Source organism: Thermoflexibacter ruber (genome assembly GCF_900113045.1).
Lineage (GTDB): Bacteria > Bacteroidota > Bacteroidia > Cytophagales > Thermoflexibacteraceae > Thermoflexibacter > Thermoflexibacter ruber.
On sequence record NZ_FONY01000023.1, the window covers coordinates 1 to 21230 of the forward strand.

The following is a 21230-nucleotide window of genomic DNA, read 5'->3' on the forward strand; positions in this document are numbered from 1 at the left end:
ACCCTGACAAGGAAAAGATTTATGTGATTTGTGATAATGCACGATATTACAAAAATAAGCACTTACAAGAAAAATTGGCAAGTAGCAGGATAAAACAGCTTTTCTTGCCTGCTTACTTGCCTAATCTTAATCTAATTGAAAGATTATGGAAATTTATGCGTAAAAAGGTCATTGATACTTGTTTTTATAGGAAGTTTCAAGATTTCAAGGAAAAGGTCTGTGAGTTTTTTACCCATATTGCCCAATATAAGCAGGAATTAGAAACCTTAATTTCTTGGAATTTTCATATCCCTAAAACCAAAACCAATTTTTATTGAGTATATATAAATTTGGAGTAACAGATGCTAATTTTAAAAGGATGAATGAAGCAATAGACGAAATGGGAGCTAACTTTGGGAAAGCAAAATTCTCTTATATTATGCCTAAAAACCAAGCCCATTTGATGGAAAAATACCTAAGAAGTTTGCATTATACCTCCACAGGGCAGTGGAGATTAGATGGAATGAAAGTTCCTTTTCCTCATGATTTAAACACGGGGAAAAGAATTCCAAAACCTTAAAAATCACTTCAATGAAAAAAAATATAGGAAGAACCTTATTTTGGTTCAAAGATGGAGATGAGAAGCTTCATAAATTAGCTGATAAATATTTTGGTTTAGGCACTTTGCTCAATAGATTGATGAATGAAGTCTATATTGGTAAAAAAATTATTTTTATTAATATTAATTTCTATTCAGAATTATCATATAAAATATATGATGGCTTACTAAAACATTATACCCATTTTGGTGGGCAAAATTTGACTCATAATGCTGTTTTGGATTTTGAGATGTTCTATGCCTTAACAGAGGAAGAAAAAGAGCATTTTCTTTGGAAAAGAGGGTATGAGATTTTGCAAGAGGCTGCTATTGTTATCAAGAATCCGTACTTGGCAGAGGCAAGCAAGTACGCATACCAAAAAGGGCTTGAAACTAATCTAAACCTTGATTTTAGGGTACTCGAAGTAGATATAATGCTTTATGATGTTCCTTTGAAAGCCTGTGTTTGGATACGTTTTACCAAAGAAGAAATGTACTCACAATTTACTTTGGAAAAAAATGGTATTATTATTTTTGAAAAACATTTGATGACTACTGTACATGGGGTTGAATTTTTCTTGGAGATGTATAAAAAGATAGAGGTAAAAGATAACATTATTCTATTGAGAGGCGCAAAAGAAGCAAAATTACCAATGAAAATTCCTATTGAGGAAGAAATTGTAAAAGGCAAAGATTGGTAAGAGTATGTTTAAATTACCGTTTGCGATAGATTTGAGCAATTTTCACTTCCGTTTTCTCAACCTTCAGCACTTCGGCAAGACTTAAAAAAGTCAAAAATAAATATAGGTTTAGCCTTAAAATCTGTAACTTTGACAAAATTAGATAGACTATGAAAGCATTAGAATTCTCAACAGTAATTGATACCACTCGTCAAATAGAAATTCCTCAAAATTACTGGAATCTGCTTTCCAAGCAGTCCAAGGTAAGAATTATCATACTGATAGATGAGCCTGAAAAAGAAGCAGAAGACTGGGATAAACTAACAGCACAACAATTTTTAGAAGGCTATGCCGCAGAAGATGCTATGTATGATAAACTATAAATCTGCCTCTTATGTATCGCTTTGGAGATATGGTATTGATAGCTTTCCCTTACTCTAATAATGAAGGAAACAAAAAGCGACCCGCACTTGTGCTTTTAGATGCAGGAGATGATGATGTACTCTTGGCAAGAGTTACCAGTCAATATACTAATACAAATTTTGATGTAGAGATTAACGAATGGCAACAAGCGGGTTTATTAGTTCCTTCGTATGTTCGTTTGCATAAACTTGCTACTCTTGAAAAAGTCTTAATAGACAGACGATTGGGGTATCTATCGTCCAATGACTTATCAAAGGTAGCGTCAAAACTCAATGAAATTTTTGGCGATTTGTAAGATTTATTCCTTACTTGCTCATTATTGGCGTATAAGTATATAAAGATAAGAAGTAAGCTATTATTTGTTGATAACCAATATTTTATAGCTAAGTAAATAAATCTTACCTTTTCATTCCAGATTCCTAATTTAGTCTTTCGGCTTGGGCATGAAGGGCTTGGATTATGTGCAGACGGCGAGTAAGGAGAATAAATGGCAGTTCAATGGAAAAGAAAAGCAGACCGAACTTGGGCTACACCACTATGATTTCAATTTACCCTCATTCATCTAATCAGAAACAAGCCTTTACTTATGTATGAAGTTTTTTTATAATATTATCGAAACCTCCTGTTAGTCCGAATTTGCAATGCGGATGTCCTTTATCAACTCTTTGTAATCCGACTTTATTTTGGGTTTATAACCATGCCTTTTCATTTCAGATTTTTATTTTCGCCTTTGTTGATATTGAACGCAGCATGCAATGCTAACAAAGGCGAAAACTTTAGAAAAACTTTATTATATGAAAATAGAATATCGAGCTAATAAAACCAAAACCCTGATGAGATTAACTACAATATGGGAAGAGAGTAAAGTCTTTGATTATCAAGAAGTCTCTCCTCTTTTGGGGAAAGATTTAGATAGGGGCAAAAGGCTGTTTTAATTTGCTTTATTACTTAATTCATTAGAAATTTAAACATAATTTTAGGCAAATATTTTGTATTTTTGCTAAAACATTGATGAATCGCTTATGCCATTTTTCTCTATTGTTATTCCTACTTATAACCGAGCGCATCTCATCGTGCCTACTATCCAGTCCGTCCTTGCCCAAGACTTCCCCGACTTTGAAATTTTAATCATAGACGATGGTAGTACAGATGACACCGAAGAAGTCATAGAAACTGTATTTGGACATCATGAGAAAATTTATTACATCAGAAAGAAAAACGAGGAGAGGTCTATTGCTCGAAATACTGGCTTCCATTTAGCAAAAGGAGAATACGTTGTTTTTTTTGATTCAGATGACTTGCTTCTCCCCCATTATTTAACTACTCTGTATGAAGCTATAGAAAAGTATCCTGAATGTAATTTCTTTGCTACCAAATACCAGATAGCTACTGATGGCGAAGTTGCTATGAACGAAATCAAGGACTTAGCAGAAGGCTTTTATGATTATCGCCTTTTGCTCAAGGGGAGTATTTTGGGGACGATGGTATGTGTAAAACGGCAAATTCCTAATTTCTGTCCATTCCCTCCTGAGTTCAATATGTGTGAGGATTGGATTTTTAACATGCTAAATCTAAGAGAAAATAAAATCTATTTGATTGATAAAGTGGGAATAACGATTGTTAATCATAATACTCGCTCTATGGCAAACAACCAAAAAGCTATAGAAGGACGACTAAAAGCAATGCAATTTATTAAGGAAAAAATATCGTTTTTGCCACAAGAAGCAAAAGAACTTACAGGCTATTCCTATTATTTTTGTGCTACCCACAGTTATATAGAGGGCAAAAGAAAACAAGCCCTCATTTTTTGGTTTAAAACGATTAAAAATTTAGGCATACAAACAAGCACTATCTTACTGTTTATCAAAATACTGATAGGCAAAAAACTGATAAACAAGGTACGGAAAAGATGAAATACCCTCAGGCGTTTACTTCATGCTTAAAATATTTGGCTAACCAAGTTTGGTAGGCAGGTACTTGCCAATGCGTATCTAAGTCTTTTTTACTCTGAACAGTATTATTGAATACCAAAGTTTCAGACAAAAACTCTCCTCTGTCAATTTTTTCCTTTAATTCCTTACTTTTTAGAGTCTTAATTTGTCCATTTTCCCAATAAGCAATGGTAAGTCTATCAAACAGTTTCAAACCAAACTCTTGCTCTATATGTCTAATAACAGCTACAGACTTATCTATGGAGCAGCCACTTGGCTCATAGTGGTCTTGATTGACAGCCAATATGATAAATCGGTGATAAAGAATTTGATACGAAGCTTGGAGCGGGTGTTGATGGGCTTCCCAGTTTTGAGTGAAGTAACGAAGTGCAAAATCTATAGTTTCTATTTCTGAAGCCTCTAAGAGTCTATCCGATTGGTAAATCCAAATACGGCTATGTACTGGTAATTGCTCAAATGGTATAAACATATTGATAATGAGTTTTCTATCTTTCTAACAGAAAAGATATGCCCTCAAGCAGGTGCTTTCAGACATATCTCATAAACCTATTAAACCTTATCTACCTTTATAAACCCTGTGCAGAGGCGATAAGTTCAGATAAATCGTAAACTTTTATTTCTGCTTCTTTTTCTTTGCGTTTTACACCGTCTATCATCATGGTCATGCAAAAAGGACAAGCTACTGCTATCGTATCTGCCTTGGTTGCTATAGCATCTTCTATGCGCTCGTGATTGATTTCTTTTTTGCCTTTCTCGGCTTCCTTGAACATCTGCGCTCCGCCTGCTCCACAGCAAAGTCCGTTCTTTTTGCTTCTTTTCATCTCTACCAAGTCAGCATCAAGGCTTTCTAAGAGCTTCCTTGGGGCTTCGTAAATATCGTTGGCTCTGCCCAGATAGCAGGAATCGTGGTAGGTGATGCGTTTGCCTTTAAAATCTCCTCCTTCTTTGAGCTTGATTTTTCCCTTGTCTATGAGTTCTTGTAAAAAAACGGAGTGATGTACCACCTCGTAAGTACCTCCTAAAGAGGGATATTCATTTTTTAGCGTATTAAAGCAATGAGGGCAAGCTGTAACTATCTTTTTTACTCCGTATCCGTTAAGCACTTGGATATTACTAATTGCCTGCATTTCAAAGAGAAACTCATTTCCAGCACGCTTAGCAGGGTCGCCTGTGCAAATCTCCTCTGTACCAAGCACCGCAAAGCTAATACCCACCTGATTCAAAATCTTTATCATAGACCAAGTTACGCGCTTGTAGCGGTCATCAAAAGCACCTGCACAACCTACCCAAAAAAGAATTTCTGGAGTTTTTCCTTGTGAGGCAAGCTCAGCCATAGTAGGTATTTGTATCTTATTTTCGGTCATCATATTTTTTGTTGCAATCTTTTTATGCCTTGTTTGTTGGCTCTAAATTAAATCAAAATTCTTTGGAATAGAAAAGTTTTGAGGAAAAGTGTTTCTTATAATCGTTATTTTTCTTATTAAATTCTTTCGTTTTTCATCTCCTCCCGTAAAAACAGCGCAGTGTGGCTATTTTTGTGCTTAGCTACCTCCTCGGGAGTGCCTTCGCAGACAATCGTACCACCACCCTCTCCGCCCTCAGGACCCATGTCTATAATATGGTCTGCAACCTTGATGATGTCCAAGTTATGCTCTATGATGAGAACCGTATTACCCTTGTCTGTCAGCTTGTTAAGTACGTCCAAAAGGTGTTCTATGTCTTGGAAGTGCAAGCCTGTGGTTGGCTCGTCCAAGATGTAAAGCGTTTTTCCTGTGTCTTTTTTGGAGAGTTCTGTGGCGAGTTTTACTCGCTGGGCTTCTCCGCCTGAGAGCGTAGTGGCGTGTTGCCCAAGCGTGATGTAACCCAAACCTACGTCATTGAGTGTCTTTAACTTGCGGTAAATTTTGGGCATTGCCTCAAAAAATTCTAAGGCATTTTCTACTGTCATGTCGAGTACATCAGAGATGGATTTGCCTTTGAAGCGCACCTCTAAGGTTTCTCTGTTGTAGCGTTTGCCCTTGCAGTTTTCGCAGTCCACGAGTACATCGGGTAGGAACTCCATTTCTATGGTTTTTTTGCCTGCACCTTCGCAAGTTTCGCATCTGCCACCTTTCACATTGAAAGAGAAACGACCTGATTTGTAGCCTCTTATCTTTGATTCGGGTAGTTCAGCAAAAAGATTTCTGATGTCGGTAAACATCTCGGTATAGGTCGCAGGATTGGAGCGTGGTGTTCTCCCTATGGGCGATTGGTCTATTTCTATCACCTTGTCCAAGTGCTCCAGTCCCTCTATGTTTTCAAAGGGAAGTGGGTCTTTTTTTGCCCTAAAAAAGTGTTTATTCAAAATTGGATACAAGGTTTCGTGAATTAGAGAGGATTTTCCGCTTCCCGATACGCCTGTAATGCAAATCATCTTGCCCAAAGGAAGTTTTAAAGTTACGTTTTTGAGATTATGTCCTGTGGCATTTTTTAGTACAATAAACTTCCCATTGCCCTTGCGTCTTTCTTTGGGAATGGCTATTTTTTGTGTTCCATTCAGATAATTAGCTGTTTGAGAGTGTTTGGTCAAAAAAACTGGGGGACTTCCCTCTGCGACTACTCGCCCTCCATGTACGCCTGCTCCTGCCCCAATGTCCAAAATGTAGTCCGAAGCCAACATCATATCTTTATCGTGTTCCACCACAATTACCGAGTTTCCCAAATCTCTCAAATCTTGCAATGCTTTGATTAGCTTTTCGTTATCTCTTTGGTGAAGCCCTATGCTTGGTTCGTCTAAAATATACAAAACGCCAACTAATTGCGTACCTATTTGTGTAGCCAACCTAATTCTTTGCGCTTCTCCTCCCGAAAGTGTTTTCATTTGGCGGTCTAATGTCAAGTAATCCAACCCCACGCCTAACAAAAAGCCCACTCTTTTGTTAATTTCCTTCATCACTTCGCTTGCGATTGCTTTCTGCTTTTCAGAAAATTGGGGTTCTGCATTCCTGAACCAATCTGCCAACTGGTTGATGTCCATTTGTGCCAACTCTGAAATATTTTTTCCTACTATTTTGAAGTGCAAAGCTTCTTTTTTTAGCCTCATGCCGTTGCAAGTAGGGCAAGTTTGCGCAACCATGAACTCATTTGCCCATTCTACCATTTTGTCAGTACCGTATTGATATTGGTCTTTTACGAAATTAATTACCCCGTTAAACTTGGTAGTCCACTCTGTTCCAGGGTATTTCACCGAAGGCACATTGACTTCTAAATCAGAACCATACAAAATTTCATGGATAATTTCTGCAGGAATTTTTTTAATTGGCGTGGTCAAACTCAGTTTGTGTTGTTTCAAAAGCGATTCTAATTGCTTGAAAATCCATATTTCCCGATACTCTCCAATGGGTGCAATTCCCCCTTGCGAAATACTTAAACTGTCGTCAGGAATGACGGATTCTTTGGTGATTTCTTCTATATAACCCAAGCCGTTGCACGTTTCGCAAGCTCCATAAGGAGAGTTGAAAGAGAACAAGTTAGGAGCTGGTTCGTTGTAGGCAATGCCCGAAGTAGGACACATCAAAAATTTAGAAAAAAAGCGAGTTTTTCCGTTTTCGTCTAAGGTAAGCATAATTCCGTTGCCTTCTTTTAAGGCTGTGCGAACCGAATTGGCAACTCTGGTGCGTTCTGTTTCTTTGGGGACAACCCTATCTACCACAATCTCAATATCATGGATTACGTAGCGGTCAAGTTGCATCTTGGGCTTGATGTCCTGCACTTCACCGTCCACACGCACTTTGGTATAGCCTTTTTTGCTAATTTCTACGAACAGTTCTCGGTAGTGTCCCTTGCGACCTTGTACTACGGGAGCAAGCAAGACCAATTTCTGTCCCTTAAAAGTTTCAATAATGTAATCAATAATCTGGTCTTCTGACCATTTTACCATCTTTTCACCTGTAATGTAAGAAAAAGCCTCGCCAGCACGAGAAAAAAGCAGTCGCATGAAATCATAAATCTCTGTAACTGTGCCAACTGTACTGCGTGGATTTTTAGAAGTGGTTTTTTGCTCAATGGAAATCACAGGGCTGAGTCCATTGATTTTGTCCACATCAGGGCGTTCCATGTCGCCAATAAAGCCACGCGCATAAGAAGAGAAACTCTCCATGTACCGCCTTTGCCCTTCGGCATAGATAGTGTCAAAAGCCAGAGAAGACTTCCCACTCCCACTTATCCCCGTGATAACCACTAACTTATTGCGGGGTATAAAGACATCTATATTTTTGAGATTGTTTTCCCTTGCTCCAAAGATTTCTATAAATTCCTCTGGCGAGGGGTTAGATGGTTGGATAGTTGAATTATTCTTTGAATTAATTGTTGTTTGATTATTGTTAATTGATAATTGTTTCTTTTTTGCTGACATGGTGATTTTTTGATTAAGTAGAGTAGATTAGTCTTTTAAGTGAAAACACGTAAAAGAAGGAATATAGTACCTCTGTACGTATTTTCACGTGCAGAGCAAAAATCTATAAAAATTATCTTACCACGAAGGCACAGAGAAATTTTAAAATACAAATCTTAGTAGCTCTGTGGCTTAGTGATAAAAAATATAAACAAGGAAGTGATTGATATGGTTTTTAGCAAAAATAAGGAAAAAACATGAGTTTTAAAGAAAAAATAAATAAAACGGTTCGCCGTAGCGATTGTAAGGAGTGAATTAAGAATTGAAAAATAGATTCAAGCAGGATTATTTGAAAAATAAATTCTCTAAAAACCGCTAAAAAATAAATCAAATCGTGTGAATGCCTCAAACTCAAATCAAAGGATATAAGTGCCGCTTTATATATTTTTCAACTGATGCTGACACTGAAAAGCAACAGGGTCAGGGTAGAGAGTACTATCTAATCCCTTCTTTTACAAACATTTTTCCGTTGAGGTCATTATAAAGACTACGATAATGCTCTAACGTTGAGGGACTTCTACTCCTATTCTGATAATTACAAATCCTCTCTCACTGTATAACTAAATAAAATTTTTGAAAAAATTTGTGCAATCAAATAATTGCATTTATATTTGCAATCAAATAGTAGTATAAAACAAAATGAAAACAAGACGAGACGTTTTTCAAGCCATTGCCGACCCTACCAGACGGGCTATCATTATGCTATTAACCGTAGGGGCAATGACACCTAATGCTGTTGCAGAACATTTTAACAGTAGCAGGCAAGCAGTATCCAAACACTTGCAAATACTTGCAGAGTGTGAAATTGTAATACCTGAACAGCAGGGTAGAGAAATTCATTACCATTTAAATGCAAAAAAAATGAACGAAATAGAAAAGTGGTTAGAGCAGTTCAAACAACTACTTTCTAAGCGCTTTAACCAATTAGATGATGTATTAGAACAACTTAAAAATAGTAAATAATGAACAATCCGATTACGGTAACTGCAACCATTAATGCAGACTCCAACAAAGTTTGGGAGTATTATACCAACCCCAAGCACATTGTTAATTGGAACTTTGCAGACCCAACGTGGCACTGTCCCAAAGCTCAAAATGAGCTAAGAAAAGGCGGACAGTATTTTGCACGAATGGAAGCCAAAGACGGCAGCTTTGGTTTTGACTTTATAGCTATCTATACCGAAGTAATTGTCTGGCAATCATTTACTTATGAGTTTGGTGGACGCAAAGCAACAGTTCAAATAAATAAAATGGACAATCAGACTGAAATTACAGTAACATTTGAGCCTGAAAGCGAACACCCAATAGACATTCAAAAAGCCGGTTGGCAAGCCATACTTAATAATTTTAAAAACTATACCGAAACTAATTAAACCCCATTTTTATGCACAAAGCCATTTTATTCAATTTCATGGTTGATAAAGACAACAATCAAATAAAGGTAGAACGCTCTTTCAATGCGCCCCTTGATTTAGTGTGGGATGCATGGACAAAAGCCGATATTTTAGACCAATGGTGGGCACCAAAACCTTGGCGAGCCGAAACTAAGTATATGGATTTCAGAGAAGGTGGTTATTGGCATTACGCTATGGTTAGTCCTGAAAATGAAAAGCATTGGTCAAGGGCAGACTATTTAGCAATTAATCATCAAAAATATTTTGCAGCCATAGATGGCTTTGCTGATGAAGCAGGTAAGCCAAATAACACGCTACCCCGCAACAAATGGGAAAATAATTTTATTGACAAAGGCGAGCAGACGCAAGTGAATATTCTTTTAACCTTCAATAGCCTAACTGACCTTGAAACCATTATTCAAATGGGCTTTAAAGAAGGGTTTACCGCAGGGCTTGAGAACCTTGACCTATACATAGAAACTCAATTCAAACTTCGTAAACAAAATAAAATCAGTAACATGGCACGAGTATCCACTTATCTCAATTTTCCGGGCAATACGGAAGAGGCATTCAACTTCTATAAAAAAGTTTTTAGGTCAGAATTCATCAACGGTATTCAGCGTTTTGGTGAGTTGCCGGCAGACCCTAACCACCCACCCATAGCAGAAGAAGTCAAGAAAATGGTGTTACACATAGAGCTACCGATTATGGACGGACATATTCTAATGGGAACAGATGCACCCAAAGAAATGGGCTTCACGGTAACAAAAGGCAACAATATGCACATACAAATTGAACCCGAAAGCAGAGAAGAAGCGAAAAGACTTTTTGACGAACTATCGGAAGGAGGTAAAGTAGAAATGCCCATCCAAGATATGTTTTGGGGGGCTTACTACGGTAGTTTTCAAGACAGGTTTGGAGTGAATTGGATGATAAACTTTCAAAATAAATGAGTAATGAATGCGAATATATAACTATTTTTGTTGAATTAACTCTATGAAAATTAGGATAAATGATTGATTGCTCGTTAAGCGTATCATTACAGGGCATTTTATAAGTAGCTAAATCAAAATCATTATTTTTCTTTCTACTACCTTTGCCTAAAATTACATATACAAAACGCTATGTTTGACTTTATAGAAGGTGAAGTACTACTCGTAGATAAACCGCTCAAATGGACATCTTTTGATGTAGTAAAAAAAATTCGCAACCAGCACAAAGCCATCAAAGTAGGTCATGCGGGTACACTTGACCCTTTGGCTACGGGCTTGCTTATCATCTGTACAGGGAAAAAAACCAAGCAGATAGAACATTATCAGGGACTTACCAAAGAATATACAGGTAGGATTTTATTGGGGAAAACTACTCCTACCTTAGACTTAGAAATGCCTTTTGATAGCGAGCATGACATTAGCCACCTGACCAAAGAGGATATTTTAGAAGTAGTAAAATCATTCACGGGCAGACAGTTGCAAGTGCCTCCTGTGTTTTCTGCGATTAAAATAGACGGCAAAAGATTGTATAAAAAAGCTCGTAAAGGCAAGGAAATAGACATAGAGATTAAGCCAAGAGAAATAGAAATTCATGCTTTTGAGATTACTGACATGAGCCTGCCTGAGATTAGCTTCAGGGTAGTATGCTCTAAGGGGACTTACATACGCTCTTTGGCAAGAGATGTAGGGGAAAAGTTAGGCGTAGGCGCTTGCCTATCTGCACTTAGGCGTACTAAAATTGGTGATTTTTCGGTAGAAAATGCTTGGCAGATTACAGATTTGATTGAAAAAATCAAAGAAAATAAGCAAATAGCAAATACACAACAAAAATAATTTTCATGTTTTTTATTTTTTTGGTGAATGTTGTTATTATTTTTACGATGTGAAAGACGGTAATAAGTCAATCAAATCCTTCAATAAAAATCTTGGTATAACATGAGAGAAATACAATTTAGAGAAGCACTAAGAGAAGCTATGTCAGAAGAAATGAGGCGCGACCCCAATGTATTTTTGATGGGAGAGGAAGTAGCTGAGTACAATGGTGCATACAAAGTAAGTCAGGGAATGTTAGATGAGTTTGGGGCAAATAGAGTAATAGATACACCTATTGCAGAGCTGGGCTTTGCAGGAATTGGAATTGGAGCGGCGATGAATGGTTTGCGACCTATCATAGAGTTTATGACTTTCAATTTTTCTTTGGTTGCTATCGACCAAGTCATCAACTCAGCAGCAAAGATGCTCTCTATGTCCGGCGGGCAATATGGAGTGCCGATTGTTTTTAGAGGACCTACAGGCAATGCCGGACAGCTGGCGGCACAGCACTCTCAAAACTTTGAAAATTGGTACGCCAACACGGCTGGATTAAAGGTAGTAGTTCCCTCTAATCCGTATGATGCCAAAGGCTTACTAAAAACGGCTATCCGCGATGATGACCCTGTCATTTTTATGGAATCAGAAGTAATGTATGGTGATAAAGGTCTGGTTCCTGAAGGCGAATACCTTATACCTATTGGAGTAGCTGACATTAAAAAAGAAGGTAATGATGTAACTGTGGTATCTTTTGGAAAAATGATGAAAGTAGCCCTGCAAGCCGCAAGCGAGGTTGCCAAAGAAGGTATTTCCGCAGAAGTAATTGACTTACGCAGTGTTAGACCTATAGACTATGCTACGGTGATTAAATCAGTACAAAAAACCAATCGCTTAGTAATTGTGGAGGAGGCTTGGCCGCTTTCTTCTATTGCTACAGATATTGCGTTCAATATCCAACGTCATGCTTTTGATTACTTAGATGCACCTATATTTAGAGTCAATTCTATGGACGTACCACTGCCTTATGCGCCTACTTTGATAGAGGCAGTACTTCCAAACGTTAAGAGAACGGTAGATGCGATTCATAGAGTACTTTATAGAAAATAGATAAAAACTATACAAATGAAAAAGGGTTAGCTCGTATCAAAGCTAACCCTTTTATTTCTTATGAAAATGGCTTTTTATTTTTCCTCTTTCTTTTTGAAATCTATAGAAAGAGAATTGACGCAATAACGCAAACCTGTTGGATTAGGACCGTCCTCAAATACGTGTCCCAAATGCCCATCACAACGAGCGCACATAATCTCTGTACGAATCATGCCATGGCTGGTGTCTAAGGCTGTTTTAATCTTACCCGCAGCAACAGCATCGTAAAAGCTGGGCCACCCACAACCAGAATCATATTTCTGCTCCGAAGTAAATAATTCATTGCCACAACCCGCACAAATATAAATGCCTTTTTCTTTGTGTTTATAAAACTTTCCGGTAAAAGCATACTCCGTTCCCTTCTTTCTTAGAATCTGAAACTGCTCAGGTGTGAGTATCTTCTTCCATTCCTCTTCCGTCTTTGTTACCTTATCGTTAGGATTTATTTTGCTATTGTCTAAGGTTTTGTCTTTGATAATCCATTTGCTTTCGTCCATAGTATTTTTAGAATTTTGAGTATTACTTTGATTTTGGGCATGGCTACAACTACTAATGCTAAAAAGTAGTGTGGCAAGGAAATAAATTTTTATCAATGAATTTTTCATAGATTTTGGGATATTTATTTAGTCAATAATTTATGCTATTTCTTTCAATTTACGTGCAAAGCCATACCGACTATAGTAAAGTAGCTGACATTTTAACAGTATTTGTAAGTAAGAAGTTTAAAGATTTGGCATAAAAACAAAAAAGCGAACCTAATGATTCGCTTTTTTGGGTAATGAGTAACTTACGATTTATTAGTTCTTTTCTGAGGCACTTTCTAAGGTGAAACCATTGCGTTCTAAGAAAAATTGGTAGATTTTCTTGAACTGCTCAGTACCCCCAGAGAGTTTGATAGCTTCTTCGTAAGCATGAATAGCATCGGCATATAGTTCTTTGTCCTCAAAGAATCTTGCCTCTATCAACTTGCCCAAAGCTCCTTGAGCCTCTTTGCTAATTGTTCCAAGCTCTATACTTATCTGCTTGCTTTCAGCATTGTCCAATCTTGTCAAAGCAACTCCATCTATGGTGTGAGTTTTTTCTAATTCTTGACCATTCTTGTCCAAAGGAGTTACTTTGCAAATGATAATGTTCTCAGTAGAAAGTTTATCCTTGCTCAAATCAATCACAGCAAAATCCTCTTTCACCTCTTGAGCAAACAGCAAGTCATCACTTAGGTTGAAAAGTTGTACTTTGTATCTGTCTATTGCTTCTTTAGGAATACCGCCTTCCTTGATGTACCATCTTAGGGTCAAGGTATTTCCAAAGATTTTTTGCTTTGCTTCCAGCATAGGAACTACACTACCGACATCTCGTTTTACCGAACCTGTTTTGTTCATGTGCTGAAAACGATTTTTGGCAGCTATACCATCACTTCCAGCTTCTGTCAATTCGTCAATAACAAATTTGCCATACTGACTTGCAAAACTTCCAGAGGAATTTATCTGTGCGGTAAGGTCTTGTACTTTGTAAGTACCTTTTTTGGTTAGTTCTATGGTTTTTCCAGAACTGTGTGCCAAGCCAAGATAAGAACCCTCACCCACCTCGATGGTTTGATTTGCTGTCAATTTAGCACCTACTTTGATAGATGCCCCACCAGCGATAACGTTATGACCTCTGCTACCTAATACCTTAAAAGCATAATCTTGTGCAGATACACTTCCAACTATCAAAAAAAACATTGCACAATAAGCAAAAAATTTAATCTTCATGTTCGTAGGGAATTAAATAAAATGTATTTTAGTTTCTTTAATTTCTGTTTTTAAGATTTATTAGCAATAAACGGTGAAACGATGCAACAGGTTTTCTTTATAAAACTATTTTTTTGCATATTAAATTCCAAAAGATGCTTCATCCTTACAACTTCTTTAAATATTCCAATTCTATCCTGTTTATGTGCTAAAATTTGTATTAGCTTAAATCTCATGCCCTTTTAGCATTTTGGGCTTTCCTGTCAAATACTTGGACAAATTTTGTACCATTACTTGATAAATCTCAATCAATTCACCTGCCAAAAGAATCACAATAAAAGTAAGTGTTAGGTCTAATTTGATATTTTGATTGATAAAAAAGTATAGCATTACATAAACAAGTAAAATCAGTTCTATGACTTGAATGAATTTGGACACCACTCCATACCAAGGTCCCCAAAACTTATGCTCAGTGAGCCATGCAAATACAGCTACATTGAGATAGCAAAAAATAACAGCTAAGAGCCAAGTGAGCCAATTAGGAATGGTATCTATGTATTCTTTATTCAAAATCATGGAAATAATATTGGCGTGAACCACCACCCCATACATATCAGGGGGGACTCTGCCCACCGGCTTTTCGTTTAGTGGAGAGTAGTACTTATCATCGTCCCATGTACTTCCTGTGTACTCATCGCCTAAGTATCCCATAAGTACGATTTTACCTTTGATAGTTTCAGCAACAAAATTGGTATCAAGCACGTCGCTCACATCTAATTTAGTGAATTTGTCTAAGTTCCCACGAAAGTTAATGATTTCTATAGGGTAGTCCTTATTCCTGTTAATAAAGGTCTGTGCTGCCAAAGAGTCAAATTTTTGAGTGATTTTGGTAGCAAAACTGTATTCTACTTGTCCGTTGGAAAGATGCTCGATAGAAGAAGTTTCTCTCCAAGTTTCGAATTTGCTTTCTCCTTCGGTTAGGGCATTGGTATAGCCATGCTCGGCTACATTGGCAAAGCGGGGAATAGTAAGTAGTAAAGAATCCCAAATGATTTTCTCCTCATCTTCGGGGTCTGGTTGCCCATTGATTACTTTGCTCCAAAGGATTAGGTTTTTGGTTTTGGCAAAAGCATCAGCCAAAAGAGAATCCTCAAAAGCATCTTTCTCCTCTGAAAACTCTACGTCTATGCCTATCACGGCAGGTTCAAAATGGTTTAGTATATTTACTTGTTGAGCTATTTCTGCTCGCCCTAATCTTCCAATATTTACAACTACTATATTGGTATCAGAGCTTGCATTAGGGACTTTGAATTGGGAAAAAGCTATATCTGTGGTATTGTAATCATCTATGACTTCTCCAAATACATCTAAAAAACTTAGATTGAAGGCTATCTGCCCCAATGCCCACATAATTAAAAACACAAAAGCAGTTCCGCCAATGCCATTCCAATTTAAAAAAATTTTCTTCATTAATTCTCTGCTATTTACTTAACTTATTTTTTACCAAGATTAAATAAAGGGGGAAGGATACTTTTATTTGAAAATCTAAAATTAGCAAAATGATGCTAAAATATTGCGATTGTAAGGAAAAACTTTAAAAAAATTTTCATTGCATAGGTCTATACTTAGATTTTTCAAAAATAAGTTGTGCTTTTGGCTCTGACATTAGTCGGGTAAGCGTTACTTCAGGGTTATTTTTGAGATAACTCCTTACGATTTGCCAACCCACCCAGCGTCCTATACGACCGGGACAGTCATCACCGATTTCGCTGGTAAAAGGTCTTTCTCCGATATACCTATTAAGCATAGCATAGCTTTTTTCAAAAAATAAGTTTTTTTCTACAAAATGCGCCCATAAAATATCTTGATTAGCAAAACATTTGGCTATTCCTTCACTGGAGTAGCTGATAATCAAAGAGTCAGCTACATGGGGGGCAGTCATTTTGGCAAACTCATAGGTCTTTCCCCAAGCAATCATCTCAGCCAACAAAGTCTTGTCCATAGGGTCTCTTTCATTGAACTGTTGGGAAACAAGAAGCATGACGGCAGGGACGATGTATTCTTTTTGGTAACGGTCAGTCATATACTGAGGAAGTCGCTCCCCGCGATGATTCCTAATAGTATAGCGAGTATGCTTTCCCAAAAAGTAATCCAAGCCAATAACGACCATGCTACTATCTACATACAAATCATTGCTAAAGCCTGTGATGATGGTATAAATAGTCGGTATGTGAAAGTCGGGATAGTAATATTTCACTACTCTAAAGGCTGTTTCCAAATCATTTCTGATGTCTTCCATTTCTCCGAAATAAGCTTCTACTTCTTGGGAAAGCGTGTCTATGTACGGGCTTTGAGAAAGCCTGTAAATCTCCTCTGCTTGAACGCTATCAGGGAAAGGAAGATAGGCTGTAGCAAAGTCCGAATACTTCTTGATAAAATTAAATGCTTCTGCAGGGTCTTTAAAATTACTTATTTCCCTGTCTAAGCGATTGATTTTCAAAGATAACTTGACTTTTGATAAATCTGGTAGTTTTTCCAACTGCTCGTCGGAGGAGCAGGATAGTAAACTTATAAGCAGAAAAACGAAGGCACTTGCTTTATACAAATATGCTTTACTCATAGTAAAAAAACAGACATTAGTAAATTTAACATTATTACTGATTAATAGCTTTTTTTGCTAAAAGTTACCCAAACTTACATTCTACCTCTATCTCCTCCAATTCCTTGATTAAATTTGTAGAAGGGTTGATTTTGAACTGGTGGGCGGCAGTAGGGACAGAAAGTCCTTCTTTACGGTCAAAGAGCTTTACTCGCAACTCATTACTGCCTTTATTTTTCTGTAAAACTTCCATGAGTCTATCTAAGAAGTCTTGGCGTTGAAGAAGTTGAACATCTATGCTTACTTCCACGCTTACATTGCCTGCTTTAAGCTCGGAAAGAGGCTTTACTTCCATTGGGTCAAAATCCCAAGTTCCGGGTTGGTTGTAGCGTTCCCTGACTTTACCTTTAATCACTACAAAAGCACCTGCTTTGAGTTGGTCTTTCACTCTTTCATAAACGTTGTTGAAAAAGGTAACTCGGCTGGCTTTTTCGTAGTCCTCAATGTTTACAAAGGCGAAGTTTCTACCATTTTTGTCGGTTCGCAAATCTACTTGGCTAATAATACCACCCACCAATACTTCCTTGCCTTTGAAAAGTTCAATATTTGCCAAACTGATGACTTTATTTTTATCCATCGCAATTTTATATTGGTCGAGAGGGTGCCCTGAAAGATAAAAACCCAGCACCTCTTTTTCTAATTTTAGTTGCTCTAACTCTGAATATTTCTCACAATCAGGAAGTTTAGGATTGCTAATGCCGTTGCCACCGCTTGCACCAAAGAGAGAAGCCCCTGAATGGTTCTTATTGGCTTGTTCGTTTGCACCATATTTGAGAATTTTCTCTATGCCAGAGGTTTGTTCATTGGGAGGTGTAAAGAAAAACTGCGCCCTGTGTATTTCATTGAAACTATCAAAGGCGCCTGCTTGGGCTAAGGATTCAAAGGTTTTTTTGTTTACTGTTCGCAAGTTTACCCTTTTAGCAAAATCCCAAATATCTTTGAAAAATCCATTTTTTTCTCTTTCTTCTATAATGTTAGCGACTGCCGCATCACCTGTTCCCTTTACTGCCCCCAAGCCAAAGCGAATTTGTCCTTTTTTGTTTACGTCAAAAGTTCTCGCACTTTCATTCACATCTGGACCTAATACCTTCAAATTCATGCGTTTACACTCCTCCACAAAAAAGGCTATTTTTTCAATTTGTCCTATGGAGTGCGTCATCACCGAAGCCATGTACTCGGCAGGATAGTTGGCTTTAAGATAGCCTGTTTGATAAGCTAAGACGGAGTAAGCGGCTGAGTGAGAACGGTTAAAGCCGTACTCCGCAAACTTTTCCATGATAGCAAAAATCTCGGCCGCCTTGTCCTCTGGAATATTGTGTAGTTGCTTTGCACCCGCAATGAACTTGTCTTTTTCCTTTGCCATCTTCTCCTTGTCCTTTTTCCCCATTGCCCTACGCAACAAGTCCGCACCGCCCAAAGAGTAACCTGCCAAGACCTGTGCGGTCTGCATGATTTGCTCTTGATAAACCATGATACCAAAGGTATAACCCAAAATTGGTTCTAAGAGCGGGTGTGGGAATTCGGTTTTCTCTCTGCCGTGTTTCCTTTCTATATAGTTGGGAATGAACTGCATAGGTCCTGGACGGTATAAGGCGTTCATAGCAATCAAGTCCTCTATATTGGTCGGTTTTAACTCCTTCAAATACATACGCATACCTTCGGACTCAAACTGGAAAGTCCCCACCGTTTCGCCTCTTTGGTAAAGTTCATAAGTTTTTTTATCATCAAAAGGAATTTTGTCTATGTCAATGTCTATGCCTTTGTTTTTCTTGATGAGGGCAAGCGCATCTTTTATGATAGTCAAGGTTTTAAGCCCCAAAAAGTCCATTTTCAACATTCCTGCATCTTCTATCACCTTGCCGTCAAACTGCGTAACCCACAAGTCCAAAGCCTCACCTCCACCTTCTTCATCATTTTCCTCATTTTTTTTCTCTCCCCCTTTGTCTTTTGCTAAGCAAACAGGGATATAGTTGGTAATATCATCTGGTGCGATGATGACCCCTGCGGCGTGAATCCCTGTATTTCTGACCGAACCCTCAATGACTTGTGCTGCTTGTAAAATCTTGGCTTTCAAATCGTTCCCTTTACGTAGGTTGTCCAATTCTGGATTTTCCTCAAAAGCCATGGCTAAGGTCGTCCCTGGTTTTTCAGGAATCATTTTAGCAATTGCATTGGACTCGTCTAAGGGCAAGTCCATGACGCGAGAAACATCTTTGACGGACATTTTTGCCGCCATAGTGCCGTAAGTAATGATTTGTGCGACTTGGTTTTTCCCGTATTTTTCTACTACATAATCAATCACTCTGCTACGTCCTTCGTCATCAAAGTCTATATCAATATCGGGCATACTCACCCTTTCTGGATTTAAAAAGCGTTCAAAAAGTAGGTTGTATTGAATCGGGTCTATGTTGGTAATGCCTGTGCAGTAGGCAACTACGGAGCCTGCCGCTGACCCGCGACCAGGACCTACCGCCACGCCTATATCTCTTGCGGCTCTAATGAAGTCCTGTACAATCAAAAAGTACCCCGGAAACCCCATTTTTGCTATAATTTCTAACTCATAGTTAATGCGTGCTTCTATCTCAGCGGTAATTGTGCCATAATGTTTTTGCGCCCCTTTGAACGCCAAGTGTCTAAGATAATCATTTTGGTCTTGGAACTCTGGTGGAAGTGGGAAGGCAGGCAAGAGAATATCTCGTTTGAGCTTGATTTTTTCTACTTTATCTAAAATTTCGTTGGTGTAGTCTATCGCCTGAGGTACATCTCTAAATAGTTCGTTCATCTGTGCTTGGGTCTTAAAATAGAACTCACTGTTGGGAAAACCAAAGCGAAAACCCTTTCCGTCCCCTTTGGGTGTAGCTTTTTTCTCTCCTGTGTTGATGCAAAGCATGGTGTCGTGGGCGTCCCAATCCTTTTCGTCTATGTAGTGCGAGTCATTGGTTGCTATCACTTTGAGGTTGTACTTTTTAGCCCATTTGAGCAAAACTTGGTTTACATCTTCTTGGCTAATGCCTGTGCCATCTATATTTTCTAAGTGATGTCGCTGTAATTCAATGTAATAGTCTTCTCCAAAAATATCAATCCACCACTGCAATAGTTTTTCTGCTTCCTCTTCGCCTTTGTGCAGAATAGTTTGAGGAATCTCCGCTCCTATGCAACAGGAGGTAGCAATTAAATCCTCATGGTATTTGAGAATCAGCTCCTTATCTATGCGTGGATACTTGCTATAATACCCCTCAATAAAGCCCAAAGAACACAATTTGGACAAGTTTTTATATCCATTTGGATTTTTTGCTAATAACAACTGATGATAACGTATATCTTTACTTCCTTTCCCAAAAGTTTTGTGGTGTCTGTTTTCAACTAAGTAAAACTCACAGCCGATAATAGGTTTTAGCCCGTGTTTATCTGCTTCATTGACAAACTTAAATGCACCAAACATATTGCCGTGGTCGGTCAGTGCGACTGCTTTCATGCCATCGGCAACTGCCTTTTTCATCATACCAGAAATGCTTGCCGCCCCGTCCAAAAGGGAAAATTGAGTATGACAGTGTAAGTGAGTAAATTGTGGCATTGTGTTTTATAGTTAAGTGCTTGGATTTATGACAGTATTTTTTTAGTAGTTTCTAAAAACGATTTGGCAATTTCTAGTGCCTTTTCTGCATCTTCTTGTGTAAGAGTTGCGTCATAATCATAATCTTCTGCTTGCCGCAAGTCAAATACAAAGTCAAGTTTTGCGCCTAAATCTTCTGGTAAAATTCTTGTCTTCAGGTAGAGTTCGTGAAATTTAATGTGAGTACCTTGGTGTGTTTTTACAAAAATACCTTTGACATAAAGTAGAGCTTGTAAACAGTCAAAAATACAGTAATAAGAACGATTAATACAAGCGATATATCTTTGAAACTGATGGTTCAGTTGTGCATCAAAAAGACAATCTTCTGCTCTGTGTATAATTTTAGTTATTTCCTCATTCATATTACTTTACCTTCTTTTCTAATTTGACTATAAAACATACTTTGAGAGTTTTCCAACTTTTTTCTGGTCGTTGGATAGTGCGAAATCATTATCCCATAATGTAAAGTAAGACGAAAAATAGCAGAATTCATAAAATAAAGTTCTTTTCCTAATGCTATCTCTTCCTCATTAAGTACTACTAAAAAATCTATATCAGAGTTTTGATTATTATCTCCTCTGGCATAAGAGCCATAAAGAATTATTTGTGAAAGTCTATCACCGTAGAGTTTATTTATCGCTTGCTTAAAATCTCTTTTAATACACTCTATCTTATTCATACTCAAAATATTCTATTACATTCACTTAATAATCATGTAAATTTAGGGAAAAAATTGGAGAAGAAAAAAAAGGCTACTTTGCAAATTAGTTGATTTTTTGTAACTTCGTATTTATTACTTCATGCGCTATATTTTTGGACAGT

23 protein-coding genes are annotated in these 21230 nt (G+C 37.6%); 13 read left to right on the forward strand and 10 right to left on the reverse strand.

What is annotated here, in order from left to right; translation table 11 throughout:
* From BM141_RS13080 to BM141_RS13110, 8 genes are all read left to right on the forward strand, one after another.
* Window positions 1–317: transposase (locus BM141_RS13080; RefSeq protein WP_177217376.1), on the forward strand; the 317-nt coding region annotated here is incomplete at its 5' end.
* Entirely contained in the window at window positions 314–559 is a 246-nt protein-coding gene (locus BM141_RS13085; protein WP_091546195.1) for a hypothetical protein, read from the forward strand. The genes BM141_RS13080 and BM141_RS13085, both read left to right, overlap by 4 nt.
* Window positions 560–570: 11 nt before the next feature.
* Window positions 571–1278: a hypothetical protein gene (locus tag BM141_RS13090; RefSeq protein WP_091546198.1), complete on the forward strand. Its 708-nt coding sequence runs from the start codon at window positions 571–573 to the stop codon at window positions 1276–1278.
* 149 nt (window positions 1279–1427) lie between these two features.
* Window positions 1428–1640 (forward strand): hypothetical protein, encoded by a 213-nt coding sequence (locus BM141_RS13095; RefSeq protein WP_091546201.1) that lies wholly within the window; start codon window positions 1428–1430, stop codon window positions 1638–1640.
* 11 nt (window positions 1641–1651) lie between these two features.
* Window positions 1652–1975, forward strand: coding sequence for a type II toxin-antitoxin system PemK/MazF family toxin (locus tag BM141_RS13100; RefSeq protein WP_091546203.1), 324 nt, complete (start codon window positions 1652–1654; stop codon window positions 1973–1975).
* A gap of 148 nt (window positions 1976–2123) precedes the next feature.
* Window positions 2124–2246, forward strand: coding sequence for a hypothetical protein (locus BM141_RS23665; RefSeq protein WP_262509457.1), 123 nt, complete (start codon window positions 2124–2126; stop codon window positions 2244–2246).
* Window positions 2247–2474: 228 nt separating this feature from the next.
* Complete coding sequence (locus tag BM141_RS22970) at window positions 2475–2615, forward strand: hypothetical protein (protein WP_177217377.1); 141 nt, start codon at window positions 2475–2477, stop codon at window positions 2613–2615.
* An 87-nt stretch (window positions 2616–2702) separates the two neighbouring features.
* Complete coding sequence (locus BM141_RS13110; protein WP_091546209.1) at window positions 2703–3593, forward strand: glycosyltransferase family 2 protein; 891 nt, start codon at window positions 2703–2705, stop codon at window positions 3591–3593.
* Window positions 3594–3600: 7 nt separating this feature from the next.
* On the opposite strand, the gene BM141_RS13115 is transcribed toward BM141_RS13110, so the two are convergent.
* The 3 genes from BM141_RS13115 to uvrA form a co-directional block, all read right to left on the reverse strand.
* Complete coding sequence (locus BM141_RS13115) at window positions 3601–4101, reverse strand: hypothetical protein (protein ID WP_091546211.1); 501 nt, start codon at window positions 4099–4101, stop codon at window positions 3601–3603.
* 97 nt (window positions 4102–4198) lie between these two features.
* Window positions 4199–4999, reverse strand: coding sequence for a (Fe-S)-binding protein (locus BM141_RS13120; protein ID WP_394331681.1), 801 nt, complete (start codon window positions 4997–4999; stop codon window positions 4199–4201).
* A gap of 113 nt (window positions 5000–5112) precedes the next feature.
* Window positions 5113–8025 (reverse strand): excinuclease ABC subunit UvrA, encoded by a 2913-nt coding sequence (gene uvrA / locus BM141_RS13125; RefSeq protein ID WP_091546216.1) that lies wholly within the window; start codon window positions 8023–8025, stop codon window positions 5113–5115.
* A 678-nt stretch (window positions 8026–8703) separates the two neighbouring features.
* On the opposite strand from uvrA, the gene BM141_RS13130 reads away from it, so the two are divergent.
* From BM141_RS13130 to BM141_RS13150, 5 genes are all read left to right on the forward strand, one after another.
* Window positions 8704–9027 (forward strand): ArsR/SmtB family transcription factor, encoded by a 324-nt coding sequence (locus BM141_RS13130; RefSeq protein WP_091546219.1) that lies wholly within the window; start codon window positions 8704–8706, stop codon window positions 9025–9027.
* Complete coding sequence (locus BM141_RS13135; protein ID WP_091546222.1) at window positions 9027–9437, forward strand: SRPBCC domain-containing protein; 411 nt, start codon at window positions 9027–9029, stop codon at window positions 9435–9437. The genes BM141_RS13130 and BM141_RS13135 overlap by 1 nt, the downstream gene beginning before the upstream one ends.
* An 11-nt stretch (window positions 9438–9448) precedes the next feature.
* Window positions 9449–10411 carry an SRPBCC domain-containing protein gene (locus tag BM141_RS13140; protein ID WP_091546225.1) on the forward strand — a complete coding sequence of 321 codons (963 nt, stop codon included), beginning with the start codon at window positions 9449–9451 and terminating at the stop codon, window positions 10409–10411.
* Between the two features lie 171 nt (window positions 10412–10582).
* Window positions 10583–11284 (forward strand): tRNA pseudouridine(55) synthase TruB, encoded by a 702-nt coding sequence (gene truB, locus BM141_RS13145; RefSeq protein ID WP_091546228.1) that lies wholly within the window; start codon window positions 10583–10585, stop codon window positions 11282–11284.
* A gap of 102 nt (window positions 11285–11386) precedes the next feature.
* On the forward strand, window positions 11387–12367 hold the full coding sequence (locus BM141_RS13150) for a pyruvate dehydrogenase complex E1 component subunit beta (protein WP_091546229.1): 981 nt from the start codon (window positions 11387–11389) through the stop codon (window positions 12365–12367).
* 74 nt (window positions 12368–12441) lie between these two features.
* Here the strand turns inward: BM141_RS13150 and msrB are convergent, their stop codons facing one another.
* From msrB to BM141_RS13185, 7 genes are all read right to left on the reverse strand, one after another.
* Window positions 12442–13011, reverse strand: a complete 570-nt coding sequence (msrB, locus tag BM141_RS13155; RefSeq protein WP_245764057.1) for a peptide-methionine (R)-S-oxide reductase MsrB — start codon at window positions 13009–13011, stop codon at window positions 12442–12444.
* Between the two features lie 192 nt (window positions 13012–13203).
* Entirely contained in the window at window positions 13204–14157 is a 954-nt protein-coding gene (locus BM141_RS13160) for a hypothetical protein (protein WP_143090923.1), read from the reverse strand.
* Between the two features lie 204 nt (window positions 14158–14361).
* Window positions 14362–15606: a CHASE2 domain-containing protein gene (locus BM141_RS13165; RefSeq protein WP_091546235.1), complete on the reverse strand. Its 1245-nt coding sequence runs from the start codon at window positions 15604–15606 to the stop codon at window positions 14362–14364.
* A gap of 136 nt (window positions 15607–15742) precedes the next feature.
* The gene (gldB, locus tag BM141_RS13170; protein WP_091546239.1) at window positions 15743–16756 is read right to left on the reverse strand and encodes a gliding motility lipoprotein GldB; all 1014 of its coding nucleotides are present in this window, start codon (window positions 16754–16756) and stop codon (window positions 15743–15745) included.
* A 64-nt stretch (window positions 16757–16820) separates the two neighbouring features.
* Complete coding sequence (dnaE, locus tag BM141_RS13175; protein WP_091546242.1) at window positions 16821–20369, reverse strand: DNA polymerase III subunit alpha; 3549 nt, start codon at window positions 20367–20369, stop codon at window positions 16821–16823.
* A gap of 26 nt (window positions 20370–20395) precedes the next feature.
* Window positions 20396–20770: a HEPN domain-containing protein gene (locus BM141_RS13180; protein ID WP_091546245.1), complete on the reverse strand. Its 375-nt coding sequence runs from the start codon at window positions 20768–20770 to the stop codon at window positions 20396–20398.
* Entirely contained in the window at window positions 20767–21087 is a 321-nt protein-coding gene (locus BM141_RS13185) for a nucleotidyltransferase family protein (RefSeq protein ID WP_091546248.1), read from the reverse strand. The genes BM141_RS13180 and BM141_RS13185 overlap by 4 nt, the downstream gene beginning before the upstream one ends.
* Window positions 21088–21230: the final 143 nt, after the last annotated feature.

What these genes read in the sequence shown, in the direction of transcription:
- BM141_RS13090 (WP_091546198.1), top strand. Translation starts at nt 571, where the DNA reads ATGAAAAAAAATATAGGAAGAACCTTATTTTGGTTCAAAGATGGAGAT.
- BM141_RS13130 (WP_091546219.1), top strand. Translation starts at nt 8,704, where the DNA reads ATGAAAACAAGACGAGACGTTTTTCAAGCCATTGCCGACCCTACCAGA.
- BM141_RS13180 (WP_091546245.1), bottom strand. Translation starts at nt 20,770, where the DNA reads ATGAATGAGGAAATAACTAAAATTATACACAGAGCAGAAGATTGTCTT.
- BM141_RS13185 (WP_091546248.1), bottom strand. Translation starts at nt 21,087, where the DNA reads ATGAATAAGATAGAGTGTATTAAAAGAGATTTTAAGCAAGCGATAAAT.
- BM141_RS13160 (WP_143090923.1), bottom strand. Translation starts at nt 14,157, where the DNA reads ATGAAGATTAAATTTTTTGCTTATTGTGCAATGTTTTTTTTGATAGTT.
- BM141_RS13110 (WP_091546209.1), top strand. Translation starts at nt 2,703, where the DNA reads ATGCCATTTTTCTCTATTGTTATTCCTACTTATAACCGAGCGCATCTC.
- gldB (WP_091546239.1), bottom strand. Translation starts at nt 16,756, where the DNA reads ATGAGTAAAGCATATTTGTATAAAGCAAGTGCCTTCGTTTTTCTGCTT.
- BM141_RS13100 (WP_091546203.1), top strand. Translation starts at nt 1,652, where the DNA reads ATGTATCGCTTTGGAGATATGGTATTGATAGCTTTCCCTTACTCTAAT.
- BM141_RS13150 (WP_091546229.1), top strand. Translation starts at nt 11,387, where the DNA reads ATGAGAGAAATACAATTTAGAGAAGCACTAAGAGAAGCTATGTCAGAA.
- BM141_RS13120 (WP_394331681.1), bottom strand. Translation starts at nt 4,999, where the DNA reads ATGATGACCGAAAATAAGATACAAATACCTACTATGGCTGAGCTTGCC.
- truB (WP_091546228.1), top strand. Translation starts at nt 10,583, where the DNA reads ATGTTTGACTTTATAGAAGGTGAAGTACTACTCGTAGATAAACCGCTC.
- BM141_RS13165 (WP_091546235.1), bottom strand. Translation starts at nt 15,606, where the DNA reads ATGAAGAAAATTTTTTTAAATTGGAATGGCATTGGCGGAACTGCTTTT.
- BM141_RS23665 (WP_262509457.1), top strand. Translation starts at nt 2,124, where the DNA reads ATGAAGGGCTTGGATTATGTGCAGACGGCGAGTAAGGAGAATAAATGG.
- BM141_RS13140 (WP_091546225.1), top strand. Translation starts at nt 9,449, where the DNA reads ATGCACAAAGCCATTTTATTCAATTTCATGGTTGATAAAGACAACAAT.
- BM141_RS13115 (WP_091546211.1), bottom strand. Translation starts at nt 4,101, where the DNA reads ATGTTTATACCATTTGAGCAATTACCAGTACATAGCCGTATTTGGATT.
- uvrA (WP_091546216.1), bottom strand. Translation starts at nt 8,025, where the DNA reads ATGTCAGCAAAAAAGAAACAATTATCAATTAACAATAATCAAACAACA.
- msrB (WP_245764057.1), bottom strand. Translation starts at nt 13,011, where the DNA reads ATGAAAAATTCATTGATAAAAATTTATTTCCTTGCCACACTACTTTTT.
- BM141_RS13095 (WP_091546201.1), top strand. Translation starts at nt 1,428, where the DNA reads ATGAAAGCATTAGAATTCTCAACAGTAATTGATACCACTCGTCAAATA.
- dnaE (WP_091546242.1), bottom strand. Translation starts at nt 20,369, where the DNA reads ATGCCACAATTTACTCACTTACACTGTCATACTCAATTTTCCCTTTTG.
- BM141_RS13135 (WP_091546222.1), top strand. Translation starts at nt 9,027, where the DNA reads ATGAACAATCCGATTACGGTAACTGCAACCATTAATGCAGACTCCAAC.
- BM141_RS22970 (WP_177217377.1), top strand. Translation starts at nt 2,475, where the DNA reads ATGAAAATAGAATATCGAGCTAATAAAACCAAAACCCTGATGAGATTA.